Below are 18,851 nucleotides of genomic sequence, written 5' to 3' on the forward strand. Positions count from 1 at the left end.
CCAGGGGGCTGGAGCGGCGGGCGGCGACGATCGCCGCGGGGGCCAGGGCGGTGACGGCCAACAGCGCGAAGGTGCCCTCGAGGCGGGCGGTGACGGCCTGCATCGAGGCGACCAGGAGGTCGGCGACCCGGGCCGGGTCGGAGGCGGCAGCCGGGTCCTGGCGCAGACGGGAGGTGAAGTCGATGTCCAGGACGTGGGCGACGACCTCGGTGTCGGTGTCGGAGAGGAGCTCGCGCCCGGCGGCCTCGACCTCCTCGCGCAGCGGGCGGAAGTTCTCGATGATGCCGTTGTGGACCACGGCGAGGTGGCCGGCGCGGTGGGGGTGGGCGTTGACCGTCGTCGGGCCGCCGTGGGTGGCCCAGCGGGTGTGGCCGATGCCCGCGGTGGCGGGAGCCGGCGGGGTGGCCTCCAGGATGGCGCGCAGGCCCGAGAGCTTGCCCGCCTCCTTGACGACATCCAGGCCGGAGGGGCCCACCAGCGCGACGCCCGCAGAGTCGTAGCCGCGGTACTCCAGACGGCCGAGGCCATCCATCAGAACAGTCAGGGAACGGGAGGAACCAGTTTCACTCGGAGGGCCGACATGGCCGACAATTCCACACATGCTCCGATCGAATCACGCCGGCGCGGCGTTGACAACGAGCGCAGGGACACGTCGATGTGATCTCGGCGTGATCTCAGTGCGATCTCAGTGCGGCCTCGATTCCCCGCCAGCACCCCGACGAGCCCCATTCGTTCCCCGGGGATCGTCCGCCGCGCCTTGTCATTTGCGACACTGTGTCAGTGACATCCGAGCTGAGCGACCCGAGCGACCTGGGCTTCCCATGCGCCTCGCCCTACATCGAGCTGGACCGGGACCAGTGGTCCGCCCTGGCGTCCTCGGCACCACTGCCGCTGACCCAGGCCGATGTCGAGAAGCTGCGGGGACTGGGCGACCCCATCGACCTGGCTGAGGTCGACGCCGTCTACCGGCCCCTGACCGCGCTGCTGGAGGACTACATCACCACCTCGCGCGAGCGGGCGCACCGCACTGGCGCCTTCCTGGGGGTGAGGGAGCCGCCCACGCCTTTCATCGTTGCGGTGGCCGGCTCGGTCGCCGTGGGCAAGTCGACGACGGCGCGCCTCATCGCCCACCTGCTCGCCCGCTTCCCGGACACGCCCCGGGTGGACCTGGTGACCACCGACGGCTTCCTGCTGCCCAACCAGGTCCTTGAGGAGCGCGGGCTCATGGCCCGCAAGGGATTCCCCGAGTCCTACGACCGTCGCGCGCTGCTGGAGTTCGTGGCGGCGGTGAAGTCCGGCAGCGAGTGCGTCCGGGCGCCCGTCTACTCGCACACGGTCTACGACATCGTCCCGGACCGGCAGGTGACGGTGGAGCGTCCCGACATCCTCGTGCTGGAGGGGCTCAACGTGCTCCAGCCCGCCCCGCGGGGGTCGCGGCCGGGGGTCTCGGCGCTGGCGGTGAGCGACTTCATCGACTTCTCGATCTACGTCGACGCCGACCCCGGCGACATCCGCCGCTGGTACCTGGACCGGTTCCTCACCCTCAAGCACACGGCCTTCACCCAGCCGGGCTCGTACTTCCGGCGCTTCGCCGAGATCCCCGACGACGTTGCCCTAGCCGGGGCCAGCGAGATCTGGGAGAGCGTCAACCTGGTCAACCTGCGCGAGAACATCGCCCCCACCCGGGGGCGGGCCACCCTGGTCCTGACCAAGGACGCCGAGCACCGCATGAGCCGGGTCCTGCTGCGCAAGTCCTGATTCCTCATCCTCCTCGTCCTCGCGTTGAGACTCCAGTGGGGTGAGCTGCCTGGGGTGAAGTCATCAACCGGTTCACCGGACATAGTGGGCGTGGTCGCCCGCAGCCGCCTTGCCGGCCTTGGGCGTGCACTGCACGAGGGTCGGGTGCTACTGCGGGAGGGTTGGGTGTACTCCAGGTAGGTAGGACCTTCGTGCAGTGCGCACAACCCCTGGCCAGTAGATCCCCACCCTCGTGGAGTAGACCGCACCAGAAGAGGGACATGCCCGAACCGGCATCAAGCGTGCACCGTCAGCAAACCCGAAGAGGGGCCATGGACGTCCACTTCGGTGACAAAGGCTCAAACCGTTCTCGTGGTGACGAAGCAAAACCGCATGATCCAAGATTCTCGTTCACGCGATCTGGGGTCCGAACGTCCCTTTGTCACCGATGTGGACACCAACAGGCCGATTCCCCGAAGAGTCCAGTGCAGCACCCAGCGTTAACATCGTGGTGTCGGCACCGATTTTGATTTTCAGAAAATACTCCTATCCCACTCCTGCAACAAGGTTAACGAAGATCATCGACAGCCTTGATAAAAACCTCAGGTTGCTCAGAATGAATATCATGACCGCTTTTAATGTTGTCGACTAGGGTGCTATGAGAGAGAAGCGAGTGGACACGTGACGCATCACGATCATCCATGGCGCCGAGCAGTACCCCACGACCATCATAGTAGCCCTGCATATTTGACGGATGAGCAGCATGTAAAATAATTGACGGACAGTGCACGGCCTTCAGCGTCTCCGCCTGATCAAAACCTGCAAACCACGAGAAATCATAAAAAGTCTCACCGAATCGCAAATCATAGGAGCCCGTACCATCCTGCAAGTTCGCCGTCAAATCGAAGAATTCGTTGACATGCAACTCAGGAGGATAATACCAAAGGCGCGGTATTTCGCCGGGATGGCGCCTCATGTAATCGAGGGCAGGACGCTTAACAAACGCATCAAAGTTCTTTTTCCCAAGAACTTGCGCAAGATAGGTGTGCTCAAGCGAGTAGCGGGTGAAATTTCGTTCACCGCTTCGCAAAAAATGATGCATATCGCGAAACCCGAGCCAGGCGAATGTCTTCTCAGCCCTTCCAGGTTCAGTCGCAAAGAATGGCGCATCCTCGATCAATAAACCAGTGACAAGCTGCGGAGCCCTGGCGGCAACGATAGTCGCCAACAGACCTCCCGAAGAGTGACCGGAGATCAAGACTGGAGACTTGACAACATGCTGGATAAACCACACGAAATCAATCGCATTCTTGATCGCCGTATAATCTGCCGGATTTTTACTCGATCCACCATGGCCATAACAGTCGACCGCAAACACGTGATAGCGTTGAGATAGTTCTCCGAGCACCGCACTATAGTCCCTCCACGTTGTTTGCTGGCCATGGACCAACATGAGCGGCGAACCATTGGCCGGCCCCTCACCATAGTGAATGATTGCACCACTCGGCAGCATTACCTGCCTTTCAACAAAACCAGCACGACGAACAACCGCCTCCGCCGCCCGATCATACGTCATATTTCGATGAGCATAATAAATCACTCCTCCCCCGAGCAGGCCAAGCACGGCGCAAATGATTATCAGCACACGCACCCTCTTTCGCTTAGTTTTCAGTATTGTCACGTGCCGCACGATGGTCCCCCTCCACATGAAGAGCAGCCTGCACAAAGAACTGCGTATCCATCAAAGCGAGCCCCCGGTCGATGTCGCCAATAAGTAGGAGCTCGTCACCAGCCTTAATGTTGAAAACCTTTCTGGCACGCACTGGAAGCGTGAGTCTCCCATCCTGATCGATCACAACGGTGCCAAATATGTATTTGCCGGGGCGATCGAGCATCGCAACAAATGAAGTGTCGCCGTTGACAAGATCGTCGATCGAAACATCGAACACATGTGCCAACCGAACGCATGAGGAAATGTCGGGATTACCACCCGGAGCCTCCCACTTGGCAATGGTCTGCCGAGAGACACCGACCTTGTTTGCCAACGCTTCCTGAGTCCAGCGATGCTTTTTACGCAAGGCGGCGATGTTACTACTAATCACAAATGAATGATAAAACAACACACCATGGTCGTCAATCAAACACAACAGACATAATGAAGCCTGTATGTCAAAAATAGTGGCATTCATGCCTGTTTGAATTACACCAGAACCCACCCTTCACCGGTCCAGATCTGATGACCTTCCCGGGGCGGGCAGCCCTGGTCCTGGCCAAGGACGCCGAGCACCGCGTGAGCCGGGTCCTGCGGCGCAGGTCCTGAGCGGACCTTGAGCACCAGACACTGAAACCGGTCTGAAACCGGAGGGCCACAGGCTCACGGTCATGACAACGCAGGCAACACCTACAGCTCCCATGAACGTCCTTGTCGTCGGCCTGGGGGTGATCGGGACGACGTACGGATACCTCTTTCAGAAGGCCGGTCACCACGTCGAGCACCTGGTGCGACAAAGCAGCACGAGGGCCTCAGTCAGCTCGCTCGAGGTCGAGATCCTCGATGGCAGGACTGACCCGAAAGGCTCGCTGACCCGTGACCAGTACACCGTTCACCACCAGAGACGCACCAGCTACGACCTCATCGTGGTCTCAGTGCCGCAGGGCAGGATCGCCGAGGTGATGGCCGACCTCCGCACAAGCGGGATCGAGGGGCCCGTGCTTCTGTTCTGCGGGTTCTGGGGAGAGCGCGAGGAGCTCGACCGTTTGATGGCCGGCCGCGACGTCCTCCTGGGGTACCCGGTGGCGGGCGGGAGCATCACGGGGGAACAGCTCACCTGCTGCGTCTTCGACCACATCATGCTGGAGCGGCAAGACAGAGCCCGTTTCCCGGGCTACGAGAGGGTGGAGGCGCTGTTCGGCTCCTGCGGTGTCGGCCTCGAGCGCCCCCATGACATGCTCGAGTGGATCTGGCTGCATATGGCGATCAACGCCGGCGTCGGTGCCGTGGCAGCAATGTACGGCGACATCGAGGACACGACGCGCGCCGCCGAGCAGCTCATGGGCTCTACCAGGATGCTCGCCCGGGTGGTCAAGGCGATCCGGGAAACATCGAGGATCGTGGCCTCGCGCGGCGTTGATCTGAGGCGCTACCGCGGTGAGATGCTCGCCTACCGGCTGCCGACCGCCGTGTCCGCGCCCCTCATGAAGCGGATGTTCGCCAGGAATCTCCTCACCCGACGGATCATGACGCTGCATGGCAACACCGCTGACCTGCTGTTCGTGTGCCGGACCGTCTACGAGCAGGGCCGGACCAACGGGATCTCTGCGCCCATCTTCTACAAGAGCTACGAAGCGGCCCGTGACAAGGCCGCCCGCCGCGATCAGCACCTCCCTGACATGGTCCGTGAGCGGAACGAAACGGCGTGAAACCGGACGGTGCCGCGCTGAAGCCGCTGTGAAACCACGGGGGTCCAGCCTTGGCGGCATGGCAACACGAACAGTAAGCGAATCACCCTCACCGGGCGAGGCACCGGCCATCAGAACCGATGGCCTGACCCGCACCTTCGGCTCCTTCACCGCCGTTGACGGCCTTGACCTGGAAGTCCCCACCGGCATCGTCTACGGCCTGCTCGGCCCCAACGGTGCCGGCAAGTCGACGGCGCTGCGCATGATCACCACCCTGCTGGCGCCCACTCGCGGTCAGGCAATGGTCCTGGGGCACGACGTCGTCCGCGAGCGCCATGCGGTGCGCAGCCTCATCGGGGTGACGGGCCAGTACGCCAGCGTCGACGAGACGCTCACCGGGGTGGAGAACCTGCGACTCTTCGGGCGCCTTCTAGGTCTTGGCCGGCGCCGGGCGCGTGAGCGGGCCGACGAGCTGCTGGCCGCCTTCAGCCTCACTGAGGCCGGTGGCAAGCGGGTGAGCGGCTACTCCGGTGGGATGCGGCGCCGACTGGACCTGGCGGTCTCGCTCATCTCCCGTCCCCCGCTCGTCTTCCTCGACGAGCCCACCACTGGTCTGGACCCGCGCACGCGCGAGCAGATGTGGGACGTCATCCGCTCCCTGGTGGAGGGCGGCTCCACGATCCTGCTGACCACCCAGTACCTGGAGGAGGCCGACCGCCTGGCTCACCGGGTCGGCATCATCGATGCCGGACGGCTCATCGCCGAGGGCACACCCGATGAGCTCAAGGACCGGGTGGGCAGCAGCTCCCTGGTGCTGACGCCGGCGACCCCCGAGGACCAGGCGGCCACCGCCGCCATCATCGAGCGGGTGACCGGTCACGCCCCGGCGACCGTCGATCAGGGCACCCACTTGCAGGCGCCGCTGAACAAGGCCTCGGTGGCCACCGAGGTGCTCGTGGCCCTGCGCGACGCCGGCCTGTCCCCCAGAACCGTCTCGGTGGACCGCCCCAGCATGGACTCGGTCTTCATGGCCCTGACCGGACAGCAAGGGCACGACGACGCGGCCTCGCCCGCTTTCCCATCCGCCCGTCCTTCAGATGTCAAGGAGCAGTCATGACCGTCCCAGCAGCCACAACCACATCGACCAGCGCCTCCCTGTCCTCCGGCGTCTCGCGTTTCAGCGAGGCCCGACTCGTCCCGGACACCCTGGCCATGGCCTGGCGCTCACTCATCACCATGGTGCGCAACTTTGGGGAGTCCTTCGATGTTCTTCTCCAACCGATCATGTTCACCGTCATGTTCGGCGAGCTCTTCGGCGGCGCCATTGCCGGGGACGTCAAGGCCTACCTACCCACGATCGTCCCCGGGCTCGTCATCATGAACGCGCTGACCACGAGCCAGAGCGTGGGCGTGGACCTGCGCGAGGACATGGACAAGGGGGTCTTCGACCGCTTCCGCGCCATGCCGATGTCGCGGGTCGCTCCCGTCCTGGGCCCCATGGTCTCCGACGTGCTGCGCTACCTCATCTGCACCTCGCTGACCGCGCTCACCGGCTACATCCTGGGCTACCGACCTGAGAACGGCTGGTCAGGCACGCTCGGCGCCATCGCCCTGGCGACGGGCTGCGCCTGGGCCATCGCCTGGCTCTTCCTGCTGCTGGGAACGGTCTTCTCCTCGGCCCAGGCGGTCACCTCCTTCTCGGTGATCATCATGTTCCCGTTGACCTTCCTGTCCAACGCCATGGTGCCCACCTCGACGCTGCCGGGATGGCTCAAGGTCTTCGTGCGCCACAACCCGGTCTCGCACATCGTGGACGGGTGCCGCTATCTGCTGGACGGAACGGCGGGCTCGGCCGGGGACGTGCGTGCCGCGATCATCGGCTCGCTGCTGGTCCTGGCCATCACGGCTCCTCTGACGGTCTTCCGCTACCAGCGGCGCAACGCCTGAGCCGCAGATCAGGGACTCAGCCGACCTCGCCCGCCAGACGGCCGGCGAGGTCGGCCGCGTGAGCCACGAGCTCGCTGCGGTCCAGACCCCGAATCCTCTCCTCGGCCTGACCCAGCGCCGGTGCGTCGAGCCGCTCGGTGCGGCTGCGCAGGTAGTTGTGGGAGAGCAGACGGTAAGTCTGATTAGTACCCACGGCCAGGGCAGTGGCGACCAGCTCGGCTCCCACTGCCCGTCGTTGGGAGCCGGGCTCCGCGGCTGCTGCTGCCGACAGACCGACAGCTGCGGCGAAGCCCATGATCGTGGGGATGTCACGCTGCCGCGGAGCGGGGTCGGACAGGATGTCACGTAGCAGCGAGGTGGCTCGGGCGCGGATGGCTCCAGCATCGAGCTCGACGGCGTCGTCGGGGCTGAGCTCGACGTCAGTGACCAGGCACATACCCAGGTTGTAGAGCTCCCACTGGGAGCCGGCCCCCAGGATGGATCGCCAGTGCCTGGCGTAGTGCAGGCTCACGCGCTGGATGAGGGCGGCGGTGCGCACGTTCCCGCGGGTGAGCTCCAGCTCGCCGCGCACGGAGCGGAGGATGAAGCGTATGGTTCCCGGCAGGTCGACGGACTCGAGCCTCTCCAGCAGGTCGGTTGCAGTCTCAGGGCGCGGATCGAGGTAGACCGTGCAATAGGCGTCCCCCCACTGCAGCGTCGTGCGGAAGAACTCGCCCCAGCTGGGCAGGACCCGCTCCAGGAGCACCTGGGCGCGCGAGCAGGCGTCAATGACCTGGCTGTAACGCCCCAGGGACATGAGCACCTGCAAGCGGTGGAGGTGGAGCTCAAGCAGGTGAATGCCGGCCAGGTCGTGACTGTGGAGCCGCCCCAGCAGGGCCTCGATGGTCTCCAGGGAGGCCTGAGGGTCGCCGTCGTCCTCCTGCTGGGCGGCCAGACAGCGGGTCGCCGCCCAGGCCACCCAGGGGTCGGCGTCGTCTGCCAGCTCGGGCCACTGCTCGTCGCCCGCACGCAGGAAGCGCCGCACCCGGGCGAAGGTGCCCTCGCCGTCGAAGGACGCAGGCAGACGTGAGCGGACCTGCGCGGGCACGTGGCTCAGGAGCCCGAAGAGGGTGACGCACAGGGCCAGGACGCTCAGGCCCGCCTCGTTGCCGCGCAGGTCCTGGGCCGGTTGGACGGCGGGACCGATGAGGCGCGCACCGTAGTCGGCGATGCGCTCATAGCTCCAGGTAACGCTCCACAGGCGCATGAGTGCGGCGCCGATGAGGCAGATCGCGTCGCGCAGCTCCGCCGGCAGGCGATCCGAGCCGTGGCCGTCGGCCTGCGCCAGGAGCCGGTCGAGCTGCTGAAGGATGACGGCCTCATTGTCGGCAACCTGCTGGAAGAGACGGTCGTGGTGGCGCGCCTCAGGGTGACTGGCATCGCCGAAGTCGCCGGAGTCCACGGGAAAGCGGATCTGGGAGCACAGGTCCACCGCCCACTGGTGCAGGGCCGCGCGGGCCTCGGCCTCGTCGCCGGAGGCGGACAGTTGCGCCAGAGCGAAGTCGCGGACGGTGACAAGCATGTGGAAACGGGGCAGGCCGTGGTCGCGCACCACGAGCAGGGAGTGGGAGACCAGGGCGTCGAGGAGGTCGGCGGCCTGCGCACCGATGAGCGCCTCCGCGGGCAGGAGGGTGAAGCCGTCGGCGAGCAGGGCCAGCCGGGCCAGGGCGCGACGCTCGGCGGCGTCGAGCAGGTTCCAGGACCACTCGATGACCGCCCTCAGAGTGCGTTGACGGGCCGGGGCGTCGCGGGCGGCGGTGAGCAGATCGGGTCTGCCGGGCAAGCGCTCGGCGATCTGGCCGACCGACAGGCTGCGGGTGCGCGCGGCGGCCAGCTCAATGGCCAGGGGGATGCCCTCCAACCTCCCCAGGAGCTCGCCTAAGTCATCATCGTCGATGACCTGGCCGGGGCGAGCGGACAGAGCGCGGGCGCGGAACAGCTCGGCGGAGGAAGTGGCATCGAGGGCATCGAGGCGGTGGACGTGCTCCGCGGCCAGGTCGAGGGGGCGGCGCGAGGTCGCCAGGACGCGCAGGTCGGGGCAGGCGGCCAGGAGCGGCCCGATGAGGTCGGCGACCTGGTCAGCCAGGTGCTCGCAGTTGTCCAGCACCAGGACGGTTCCGGGCTGGGAGAGGGCGGCGGCCAGATCGCGGCGTGGGTCGCCGTTGACGACCGCGGAACCTCCGACGGCGTCGAGCAGGACTTTGGTCAGATCGGCCCCGGGCAGCACCTCGGCGAGGGCGACGACGTAGACGGCGGGGCGGCGGCTGCGGGCCGCCACCACCTGAGCCAGGGTCGTCTTGCCGACCCCGCCGGGGCCGGTGATCGTCACCAGATGATGGGTGCTCAAGGTCTTGAGAACACCGGTCACGTCCGCCTCACGCCCCAGGAAGTGCTCGGGCTCGGGCTCCAGGCCGTGGCGCACGGGGTTTTCGGCGGCCAGGACGGCCTCGTGGGCGGCGCGCATGGCGGGGCCGGGCACGGCTCCCAGCTCGCGCAGCCGACGGCGGTACTGCTCGTAGATCTTCAGGGCCGCAGCGGGTGAGCGCGCCCAGGACTCGGCGCGCATGAGGGCGGCCAGGACGGTCTCGTCTCCGGCGTCTCGCTGGGCGGCCTGGCGCAGCAGGTCCGCGGCCTGCTCGTGCTCACCGGTGGCCTCCAGGGCGAGCCCCCGGTCGCGGCGGGCCCCCTCGGTCAGGGCTGCGGCCCGCTCCCGCAGGAGGACCACAGGGGCGTCTCCCGCTCCACCGTTGTCATCGGCTTCGTCGGGAACGGGCACTGGTGGCAGGGAGTCGGTGAGATCGAGGACCTGCTCCCACTGGCCGGCGGCGGCGCAGGCCCGGGCCCGGTGCGCCCTGCCCGACAAGTCCCGGACATCGACCTCCGCCTCCGCCAGCTCCAGCCGGTACCCGTCGCCGCTGCGCTCGACGACACCCTCCCCCACGACGGCGCGCAGCCGGGAGACGACGACGTGCAGTGCCCGCAGGGGGCGGGCCGGGGCATCCTCGGGCCACAGGGCCTCAACGAGGGCGCCGTCGCTCACCCTGGCGTCTTGGCTGCCGGCGAGCACGGCGAGCAGGTCAAGGCTCCTCCCGCTCAGGGCCCTGCCATGCCAGGTTGGCGGCTCCGTCAGGAGAGTCATGCGGTACGGGGAGGTCACGGGTCCATTCTCACCCATCACCATGAGGAGGTGCTCCACACGCCGGGGCCGGTCGCGACGCCGGCCACCGTACTGGTGGCGCCAGCCGCGACCGGCCCCGGGGTCCGCAGGTGAGACTCAGGCGCTAGGAAGCAGCGAAAGCTTGAGACGACATGTGCCTGAGCAGGGCAGACACATCCGGAACGTCATCGTGGGGACCGTCGTCAGAAAGAGTAAAACGTTGAGCCTTCATCGTATCCATGACAGCGCCGATGGACGATGTGTGGCCCTGAGGCCCGGCCCCGAGCGTCACCCCTTCGGCAGCACACCAACCTTCGGGGGCCTGCTTTGAAGGCATCTCCCACCTGAAAAAGCCGAAGCGCTTGCTTCCCTGACGATCGGGGAAGAACACGGCGACTATCGTGTCGGCACCGTGATCGAGGTGATCGGCGATCACGGAGCCGATGGGCTCGGACTCAGGGACCGCAAGGATCCTGGTGTCATTGAGGTAGCGGTTGCGCCTGAACAGCTCCCGCCCCTGAGTCGTACCGAGGAAGAGCCCCACAGCGCGCGCCGCATCACGCCGCGTCGTCTTGGTGTCACTCATCTCTGCCAGCTCCTGAAGTGCTGTTCCATCCAGTCGATTACCTGCTTGTATGACTCGTCGTAAGACGCCCCCAGTATGGCATGGTCATTTTGCTAGACGCTGTATCCCAACGGTTATATCAGAAGTAGATCGGCAATAACATTGGGGCTGAGGCATAGACGTCGACCACTACACGACCGCGCCGTGCACCTGCAGTCCCAGAACCTTCAGTGCCCTGTGCCCCGCCCATAGGTTCTGGGCGGGGCACATAGATCGGGCATGATGCCTTCTGAAGGCCGGGAAGGAACCCGCCGTCAGCTCACAGGCTGAGGTTGTTCTTGACGGTGTCGGCCAGGGAGCGGGCCACGCGGTCGGCCTCCTCCTGGGTGGCGGCCTCGACCATGACGCGTACGAGCGGCTCGGTGCCCGAGGGGCGCAGCAGGACCCGGCCGGTCTCGCCCAGGTCCTTCTCCGCGGAGGCCACGGCGTCCTGCACGGCCTTGTTGGTGCTGGCGGCGCCCTTGTCGACGTTCTTGACGTTGATGAGGGTCTGGGGCAGGCGGGTGACGACGCTGGCCAGCTCGGCCAGCGTCTTGCCGGTGCGCTTGACGCGCGCGGCCACGTGCAGGGAGGTGAGCACGCCGTCACCGGTGGTGGCGTGGACGGTGTCGATGACGTGCCCGGACTGCTCGCCGCCCAGGGTGTAGCCGCCCTGGAGCATCCGCTCGAGCACGTAGCGGTCGCCCACGCCGGTCTGGACGGTGCGGATGCCGTGCTCGCGCATGGCCAGGATGAGGCCGAGGTTGCTCATGACGGTGACGACGAGCGTGTCGGAGCCGAGGGTGCCGTCGGCCTTCATGCCGATGGCGAGCATGCCCATGATCTGGTCACCGTCGACGAGCTGGCCGTCGGCGTCCACGGCCAGGCAGCGGTCGGCGTCACCGTCGTAGGCCACACCCATGTCCGCTCCCACCGCCTTGACGTAGTTCTGCAGCTGCTCGGGGTGGGTGGAGCCGCAGTTGTCGTTGATGTTGAGGCCGTCCGGGGAGGCGTTGATGACGATGACCTCGGCGCCGGCGGCCCGCAGCGCGGCAGGACCCACGACGGAGGCGGCACCGTTGGAGGCGTCGACGACGATGCGCAGCCCGGACAGGTCGGTGGCAGCGGAGTCGACGAGGTGGTTGATGTAGTTCTGGTCTGCGACGGTCTCACCCTTGATGACGCGGCCGACGTCGGCGCCGGTGGGGCGGTCACTGATCTTGCCCAGGAGGGCCTCGATCTCGTCCTCGACGGCGTCGGCGAGCTTGTAGCCGCCGCGGGCGATGAACTTGATGCCGTTGTCCGGGAAGGGGTTGTGGGAGGCGGAGATCATGACGCCCAGCTCGATGTCCTGGGTGGCCGTCAGGTGGGCGATCGCCGGGGTGGGCAGGACGCCCACGCGGGTGACGTCGATGCCGGAGGAGGCCAGGCCCGCGCTGATGGCGTGGTCGAGGAACTCTCCGGAGGCGCGGGTGTCGCGGCCCACGATGGCGCGGGGGCGGCCTCTGCGTGAGCTGCGTGCGGCGGAAGTGTCCTTGGTCAGGACGCGGGCCGCGGCCTCACCGAGCTGCACGGCCAGGGTCGGCGTGAGCAGGTCGTTGGCCAGGCCGCGTACGCCGTCGGTTCCGAAGAGACGAGCCATGGAAATCCTCCTGAGGGGTGACGAAACAGCACCATCCTGCCACGGAGCGCCGAACATCGGGGCCCAACCTTCGGCCAGCGCACAAGGTCTGATGTCCTGCGGTGGCGCGCAGCCGGCGACGCGCGCCCGAGATGACGCCCTTCACCTGGGAGCATCGGCTTCATGCCGGCTGCTATCGACTTTGGCGGCGCCGCCCGGGCGGCTCTCCTCCGCCCCTGACACATGACGACGGCGGCCGCCCCGGGAAGGGGACGGCCGCCGTCGTAGGCAAGCAGAGCGGGTCCCGGCCGGTTCGGCCAGGACCTGGCCCGATCAGCGCTTGGAGTACTGGGGGGCGCGACGGGCCTTGTGCAGACCGGCCTTCTTGCGCTCCACGATGCGCGAGTCGCGAGTGAGGAAACCGGCCTTCTTCAGGGTGGCGCGGTTGGCCTCACGGTCGATCTCGTTGAGGGCGCGGGCGATGCCCAGGCGCAGGGCGCCGGCCTGGCCGGAGACGCCACCGCCGTTGATGCGGGCGACGACGTCGAAACGGCCCTCGAGGTCCAGGATGGTGAAGGGGGCGCGCACGAGCTGCTGGTGCAGCTTGTTGGGGAAGTAGTCCTCCAGGGAGCGGCCGTTGAGCGTCCACTGGCCGGTGCCGGGAACGAGGCGCACGCGAGCGACGGCCTCCTTGCGGCGACCCAGGCCGGAGCCGGGGGCGGTGATGGACTGGCCGCGACCAGGAGCGGACTCCTCGGTCTCGGTGGTGTAGCTGGAGGGGGCGTTCTCCTCGTCCAGCGCGTCAATGTCGACAGTGGTCTCAGCCACGATATGTCCTTTGCTTGTCGCGGGGTGCCGAGCGCTGGAGCGCTTACTGGGCGACCTGGGTGATCTCGAACGTCTTCGGGCTCTGGGAGGCGTGCGGGTGCTCGGCACCTGCGTAGACCTTGAGCTTCTTGAGCTGGGCGCGACCGAGCTTGGTGTGGGGAACCATGCCCTTGATGGCCTTCTCGACGGCGCGCTCAGGGCGGGTGGCCAGCAGCTCGCGGTAGGAGACGGCGGTCAGACCACCCGGGTGGCCGGAGTGGCGGTAGGCGAACTTCTTGTCAGCCTTGCCGTTGGTGAGAGCCACCTTGTCGGCATTGATGATGACGACGTAGTCGCCGCAGTCCTCGTTGGGGGCGAACTGGGGCTTGTGCTTCCCACGGAGCAGGGTGGCGGCCTGGGCCGCGAGTCGACCCAGGATGACGTCGGTGGCGTCAATGACGTACCAGTTCTTCTCGACGTCGCCGGGCTTCGGTGTATACGTGCGCACGGGCGTTGCCTTCGTTTCTCTTGGCGAGTGGGCACGCCGAAGCGCGGTGAAGCGTTCGCGGTTCGGCGAGACCACCATGGTCAGGTGAGTGGTCGGAGCACAGGCGACCCGGGGCGAGTGGGACGGCACCGCGGACACGCACACGTGTGCTGCACGACGATTGCCAACAGTACCGGGCGCCCCACGGGAGGGTCAAAAGGTGCGGCTTCCCAGTTCCGTGAATCGCACCACGCGGCCGGGCGGGCTCCTGGCCGCTGATCAGCAGCTCAGACGCCGGGTGGTGCGGGCCCGCTCGGCCTGGGCGGCGAGCTCGTTGTCGGCCGGGTAGGTGACCTCCTCCAGGGTCAGCCCGTGCGGCGGGGCGACGGGGGCCGCACTCTGGCGCGTGCGGGCGTCCAGGAGCTCGCGCGGCCAGGTGACCGGCTTGCGTCCCTGCCCGACGGCCAGGCCCGCCCCCACCAGGGAGCGGACCATGGAGTGGCAGAAGGCGTCGGCGACGACGCTCAGGGTCACGAGCCCGGCGTCCGGCCCGGCCTGGGCCCGTCGCCACTGCAGGGTGCGCAGGGTGCGGATGGTCGTGGCGCTCTGGCGGGGCTTGCAGTAGGACAGGAAGTCGTGCTCGCCGAGCAGAGGCCGGGCACAGGCGTCCATGGCCTCGACGTCGAGCGCATCGGGCAGCCACAGGACGGTGGCGCGCCGGACGGGGTCGCGCGGGGCGGCGGCGTCGGCGATCCGGTAGGTGTAGCGGCGGCTCAGGGCGCCGAAGCGGGCGTCAAATTCCTCCGGCACGGTGCGCGCCCCGGTGACGACGACGTCGCCGGCCCCGCGCGGCGTGCGCGTCAGGCTCTCCTGGGCCTCGCGGGCCAGGACGCCCGCCACCCGGGTGAGCAGGGCGGCCTCGGGGAGGCGCCCGGAGCGTCCGGGCAGTGCGGCCCAGGCCTCGGGGCTCGCATCGAGGTGGGCCACTTGGGCGGCGGCGTGGACGCCGGCGTCGGTGCGTCCGGCCACGGTGAGGCGGACTGGCTCACGCAGCACGGTGGCCAGGGCGGAGGTGAGGACCCCCTCGACAGTGCGCAGCCCGGGCTGGGCGGCCCACCCGGAGAAGAAGGTCCCGTCGTAGGCCAGGTCGAGGCGGATGCGTGGCATGCCCCCCATTGAACCGCAACGGACTCGTGCTTCCACTAGGCTCGCGGCCGTGAGCACAACGACTCTGTCCGTGGACTGCGGAGGCGGCGGCATCAAGGCCTCGGTGCTGGACTGCGAGGGCAACATCATCTCCCGCGCCGTGCGCACCCCGACCCCCTACCCGCTTCCGCCGACGAAACTGGTGGAGACCATCGCCTCGCTGGCCTCCCAGCTGCCGGGCGCGAACCGGGTGACGGTGGGGATGCCGGGCATGATCCGCCACGGGGTCGTCATCGCCACCCCGCACTACATCACCAAGGACGGCCCCCGTTCCAAGGTGTTGCCCGACCTGGTGGAGGCCTGGGCCCGCTTTGACATGGGCACCGCCATCTCCCGGGCCCTGGGCATCCCCTCCCTGGTCCTCAACGACGCCGAGGTCGCCGGGGCCGGCGTCGTCACGGGCCACGGCCTGGAGATGATCGTGACCCTGGGCACGGGCCTGGGCAACGCCGTCTTCGACAACGGGGTCCTGGCCCCGCACGTGGAGGTCTCTCAGGGGCCGGTGCGCTGGGGACTGACGTACGACGACTACATCGGCGAGCACGAGCGCCTGCGCCTGGGCGACGCCCACTGGTCGCGCCGGGTGCGCCGCGTCGTCGACGCCCTGCGCCCCATGTACCTGTGGGACCGCCTCTACCTGGGTGGCGGCAACTCGCGGCGGATCACGGCGGCCCAGCTGGCCAGGATCGGCGACGACGTCGTCGTGGTCCCCAACGAGGCCGGCATGACCGGGGGCGCCCGCTGCTGGGACATGGCCCGTCCCTGAACTCCGTTATTCCGTCCATCGCCGGAGCCCTCCCCGGAGCACTGGTTTGGAGCGGGCGTCAATATTGCCGAGGATGTCCAAATCTGTGACAAAGGGCCTCCAGAGCCCTTGGTCTCGCTGGATGGAACGTTGGAATCATGCGGTTTCTACTCGTGGGCATGAACTCCTCCTGAGCCTTTGTCACAGATTTGGACACCTCCGGACGATTCCACTCGGATCTGGCGTCTCGGCGTGGTGCGGTGGGCCTCGTTGAGGCACCCAGGCGCCCCCACCGGGCGGGCTCAGTCGAGCCGGCCGCCCTCGAGGCACTCGACGCCGTCGACACCGTCGAGCCCGGAGAGGGACTCGATGAGGTGGGCGGCGGGCCGCTGCCCGTGGAAGCGCATGACGGCGTTCATGGTGCGCCCGTGCTCGCCGCGGGTCATCTCGGTCTCCTCCAGGGTGGCCGTGAAGCCGGAGGCCGTGGCCGCCTGGAGGATCTCAGGCATGATGGCGCGGCCGACCTCGTAGTCGATGCGCACAGTCACCTCACCGCGGCGGCGCTGCAGGCGTGAGGTGAGGGGCCCCAGCAGCAGGACGACGATGTAGTCCAGCGCGACCGCCGTGGCCGCCAGGGGGATCATGCCCGCCCCGCAGGCCATGCCGATGGCGGCGCTGAGCCAGACGGTCGCGGCAGTGGTCAGGCCCCGGACGGTGTCGTTGTTGACGAAGATGACCCCGGCTCCCAGGAAGCCGATGCCGGAGACGATCTGCGCGGCCACACGGCTGGGGTCCACCGCGACATCCGAGCCGGTGATCGGGGCGAAGCCGTAGGCGGACACGAGGGTGAACAGGCACGAGCCCAGTCCCACCAGGACGTGCGTCTTGACGCCGGCGTCCTTGTGGCGCAGGTGGCGCTCGGCACCCAGCGTCAGGCACAGGAGGAAGGTGGCGAGCATCGCGACGACCTGAACCCCCACGTGGTTCAGGCTGAACAGCGCGTTCACACCGGTTCCCTTCCCTGTCGTCACCGTGCCTGTCCTGTCGGCAGCCGCCGGCCCCCGCCAGCACAGCGCCGATTCTAAAGGAGCCCTTGGCCGGGCGCGCCTTTGGTGATGTCTCCCCATCGCGGCGGCGCTCACGCACCGTTTAGCGTGAGCCCACCACCATTTCCCCAGTTCCTGAGGCTTGTCGGACGTGTCGACCTCCCCTTGCGTTGCCCCCGAGTGGGCTGCTCGCGCCGGTCGGCTGCTGGAGCTCAGTGAGCGCCTGGCCGAGTCGGGCCGTCGGGGGGAGGCGCTGGATGCCGCACGGGAGGCCTGCCAGGTTCTCCGGGGCCTGGCCCGGCTCGATTCGGGCACGTACCTGCCCGATCTCGCAGGGGGGCTCTCCGTCATGGCAGCCCGCCTGCGCGAGACCCGCCGCAGGCGTGAGGGGGTTGCGGTCTCACAGGAGACGGTCCGGATCCGACGGCGCCTGACCCGGCACGACTACGACGCCCACGCCTCCGGTCTGGCGCAGGCGCTGTGCCGCCTCGCCGTCGACCTGAGCGCTTCCGGGGATCTGCGTGACGCCCTGGCCAGCGCTCAGGAGTCCGTGGACCTCTACCGGGGCCTGCGCCGGGATGATCCCGCCAACGACGAGTCCGGGTTGGTTCAGGCTCTGGTCACGCTCGCCTGCTGCCTGAGTGAGTCCGGTCGGCCGAGCGACGCCTTCGTCACCGCCCAGCAGGCCCTCACCGTCCGACGTCGTCTGGTCCGGGCTGATCCGGATGTGCACACGCACCGGCTCGCGGCGGACCTGGCCCGTCTGGCTCCCAGACTGCGCACGGTGGGCTATGTCGATGAGGCCCTCGAGATGGCCCGGGAGGCCGTGGGTCTCTACCGCCGCCTCGATGAGGAGGAGATCGGTTCGTGCACCGGTGATCTTGCCAGTGCCCTGGAGGTGCTGGCCTCTTGTGGGGCTTCCGTTGGGCGCCGAACCGAGGCCCTGGAGGCGGCTGAGGAGGCCGCTGCGCTCTACCGGGGACTGGCCCACCGCACGCCGGCGCTCTACTCGCCGAAGGCTGCCCACGCCCTGGGGACACTGGCTCGGCGCCTGAGCGACGTGGGTCGGCACCGTGAGGCGCTCGCCGCGGCCGAGGAGGCGGTCAACCTCGCTCGCGCTCTGGCCCACAGCGCCCCCGACACCCACCTGCCCGACCTGGCCGACACCCTCACGGTCCAGGCCGCCTGCCTGCGTGATGGCGGCAGCCTGAACCGCGCGCTGGCTGCCTCGCGGGAGGTGGTCAACATTCGGCGCACTCTGGTGAGCAGCAGTCCCGGCACTGACACCCCGGCCCTGGCCGAGTCCCTGTACGTCCTCGCCGTCTACCTGTACACGGCCGGGCAGCTGCAGGAGTCCTTCGCCATGGCCTGGGAGGCCATCGACATCTACCGGCGGCTGGTCCGTACCAACCCGGCCCCTCATACCGCCGACCTGGCTCGGGCGCTCAACATCCTCACCTTGAACCTCAGCCGGGCCGGGCGTGCGCACGAGGCCTTGGCTGCGGTGCAGGAGGCGGTCACCTTCTACCGGAACCTGGCCCAGGTCGATCCGGCCGCCTACAAGCCGGACCTGGCGGCATGCCTGCACAACCTGGCCACGTGCCTGAGTGACGTCGGGGACCGCTCCGCCGCCTTGGCCGCGATCCGAGAGACGGCGGCTATCCGCCGGGAGTTGGCCGAGCGCGACCCGGCGACGCACGCCCCGGCGCTGGCCCCGTGCCTGCACCGGCTCGCCAAGCGCCTGGCCGAGGCCGGTCACCGGTGCGAGGCCCTGGAGACCGCACGGGAGGCGGTCATCGCCTACCGGGGTCTGGCCCGCAGGCGCCCGGAGGACTTCGGCCGGGGGCTCGCCTGCGCGCTGGGAACCTATGCCTCAGTCCTCGAGTGGACGGGCAGGGATGCCGACGCCGCCCGCATCCGCCAGGAAATCAAGGACGTGACGGAGGATGTGGCTCTGGAGACCTCCGTCACGGGTTCTGAGTCATCCGACCACTCGCGTCGACGGGCTGAGGGCCCCGCTGATGGAGACCACTCCCCGCCTCCACCCCGCCTCTGA

The 18,851-nt window shown here is 68.0% G+C and carries 15 protein-coding genes and 1 pseudogene; 6 read left to right on the forward strand and 10 right to left on the reverse strand.

The annotated features are described in order from the left end of the window. Positions 1–601: pseudogene (locus BKH20_RS06620) on the reverse strand (glutamine--fructose-6-phosphate transaminase (isomerizing)); the annotation flags it as partial. A gap of 173 nt (positions 602–774) precedes the next feature. Here BKH20_RS06620 and coaA point away from each other — a divergent pair. Further along, positions 775–1,758 (forward strand): type I pantothenate kinase, encoded by a 984-nt coding sequence (coaA, locus tag BKH20_RS06625; protein ID WP_075390428.1) that lies wholly within the window; start codon positions 775–777, stop codon positions 1,756–1,758. Between the two features lie 547 nt (positions 1,759–2,305). Here coaA and BKH20_RS06630 read toward each other — a convergent pair. Together BKH20_RS06630 and BKH20_RS06635 are read right to left on the reverse strand one after the other, a co-directional pair. Next, positions 2,306–3,418, reverse strand: a complete 1,113-nt coding sequence (locus BKH20_RS06630) for an alpha/beta fold hydrolase (protein WP_256693063.1) — start codon at positions 3,416–3,418, stop codon at positions 2,306–2,308. Beyond that, on the reverse strand, positions 3,399–3,926 hold the full coding sequence (locus BKH20_RS06635; protein ID WP_256693064.1) for a helix-turn-helix domain-containing protein: 528 nt from the start codon (positions 3,924–3,926) through the stop codon (positions 3,399–3,401). The genes BKH20_RS06630 and BKH20_RS06635 overlap by 20 nt, the downstream gene beginning before the upstream one ends. A gap of 223 nt (positions 3,927–4,149) precedes the next feature. Here BKH20_RS06635 and BKH20_RS06640 point away from each other — a divergent pair, with 223 nt between their 5' ends. The 3 genes from BKH20_RS06640 to BKH20_RS06650 are packed head-to-tail and all read left to right on the forward strand — an operon-like array spanning position 4,150 to position 7,083. After that, on the forward strand, positions 4,150–5,157 hold the full coding sequence (locus BKH20_RS06640) for a ketopantoate reductase family protein (RefSeq protein ID WP_075390431.1): 1,008 nt from the start codon (positions 4,150–4,152) through the stop codon (positions 5,155–5,157). Positions 5,158–5,215: 58 nt separating this feature from the next. Beyond that, positions 5,216–6,253, forward strand: a complete 1,038-nt coding sequence (locus BKH20_RS06645; protein WP_075390432.1) for an ATP-binding cassette domain-containing protein — start codon at positions 5,216–5,218, stop codon at positions 6,251–6,253. Beyond that, entirely contained in the window at positions 6,250–7,083 is an 834-nt protein-coding gene (locus tag BKH20_RS06650) for an ABC transporter permease (RefSeq protein WP_075390433.1), read from the forward strand. Before BKH20_RS06645 ends, BKH20_RS06650 begins: the two co-directional genes overlap by 4 nt. 16 nt (positions 7,084–7,099) lie before the next feature. Here BKH20_RS06650 and BKH20_RS06655 read toward each other — a convergent pair whose 3' ends face one another. The 6 genes from BKH20_RS06655 to truA form a co-directional block, all read right to left on the reverse strand. Continuing rightward, positions 7,100–10,279, reverse strand: a complete 3,180-nt coding sequence (locus tag BKH20_RS06655) for a BTAD domain-containing putative transcriptional regulator (protein ID WP_430793384.1) — start codon at positions 10,277–10,279, stop codon at positions 7,100–7,102. Positions 10,280–10,403: 124 nt separating this feature from the next. Beyond that, complete coding sequence (locus tag BKH20_RS06660; protein WP_075390434.1) at positions 10,404–10,865, reverse strand: hypothetical protein; 462 nt, start codon at positions 10,863–10,865, stop codon at positions 10,404–10,406. 298 nt (positions 10,866–11,163) lie between these two features. Next, positions 11,164–12,525, reverse strand: coding sequence for a phosphoglucosamine mutase (gene glmM / locus BKH20_RS06665; RefSeq protein WP_070661426.1), 1,362 nt, complete (start codon positions 12,523–12,525; stop codon positions 11,164–11,166). A 312-nt stretch (positions 12,526–12,837) separates the two neighbouring features. Beyond that, a complete protein-coding gene (gene rpsI, locus BKH20_RS06670; RefSeq protein WP_003789348.1) occupies positions 12,838–13,332 on the reverse strand; it encodes a 30S ribosomal protein S9 in 495 nt (164 codons plus the stop codon). Between the two features lie 43 nt (positions 13,333–13,375). Continuing rightward, positions 13,376–13,819: a 50S ribosomal protein L13 gene (gene rplM, locus BKH20_RS06675; protein ID WP_075390435.1), complete on the reverse strand. Its 444-nt coding sequence runs from the start codon at positions 13,817–13,819 to the stop codon at positions 13,376–13,378. 258 nt (positions 13,820–14,077) lie between these two features. After that, positions 14,078–14,965, reverse strand: coding sequence for a tRNA pseudouridine(38-40) synthase TruA (truA, locus tag BKH20_RS06680; RefSeq protein WP_081381638.1), 888 nt, complete (start codon positions 14,963–14,965; stop codon positions 14,078–14,080). Positions 14,966–15,014: 49 nt separating this feature from the next. On the opposite strand from truA, the gene BKH20_RS06685 reads away from it, so the two are divergent. Further along, the gene (locus tag BKH20_RS06685; RefSeq protein ID WP_075390437.1) at positions 15,015–15,770 is read left to right on the forward strand and encodes an ROK family protein; all 756 of its coding nucleotides are present in this window, start codon (positions 15,015–15,017) and stop codon (positions 15,768–15,770) included. Between the two features lie 281 nt (positions 15,771–16,051). On the opposite strand, the gene BKH20_RS06690 is transcribed toward BKH20_RS06685, so the two are convergent. Further along, positions 16,052–16,780: an MgtC/SapB family protein gene (locus BKH20_RS06690; RefSeq protein WP_075390438.1), complete on the reverse strand. Its 729-nt coding sequence runs from the start codon at positions 16,778–16,780 to the stop codon at positions 16,052–16,054. 157 nt (positions 16,781–16,937) lie between these two features. On the opposite strand from BKH20_RS06690, the gene BKH20_RS06695 reads away from it, so the two are divergent. Continuing rightward, complete coding sequence (locus BKH20_RS06695; RefSeq protein ID WP_081381634.1) at positions 16,938–18,851, forward strand: tetratricopeptide repeat protein; 1,914 nt, start codon at positions 16,938–16,940, stop codon at positions 18,849–18,851.

Origin of the sequence: Actinomyces oris, assembly GCF_001937445.1 — a bacterium.
In the GTDB taxonomy this organism is placed as follows: Bacteria; Actinomycetota; Actinomycetes; order Actinomycetales; family Actinomycetaceae; genus Actinomyces; species Actinomyces acetigenes.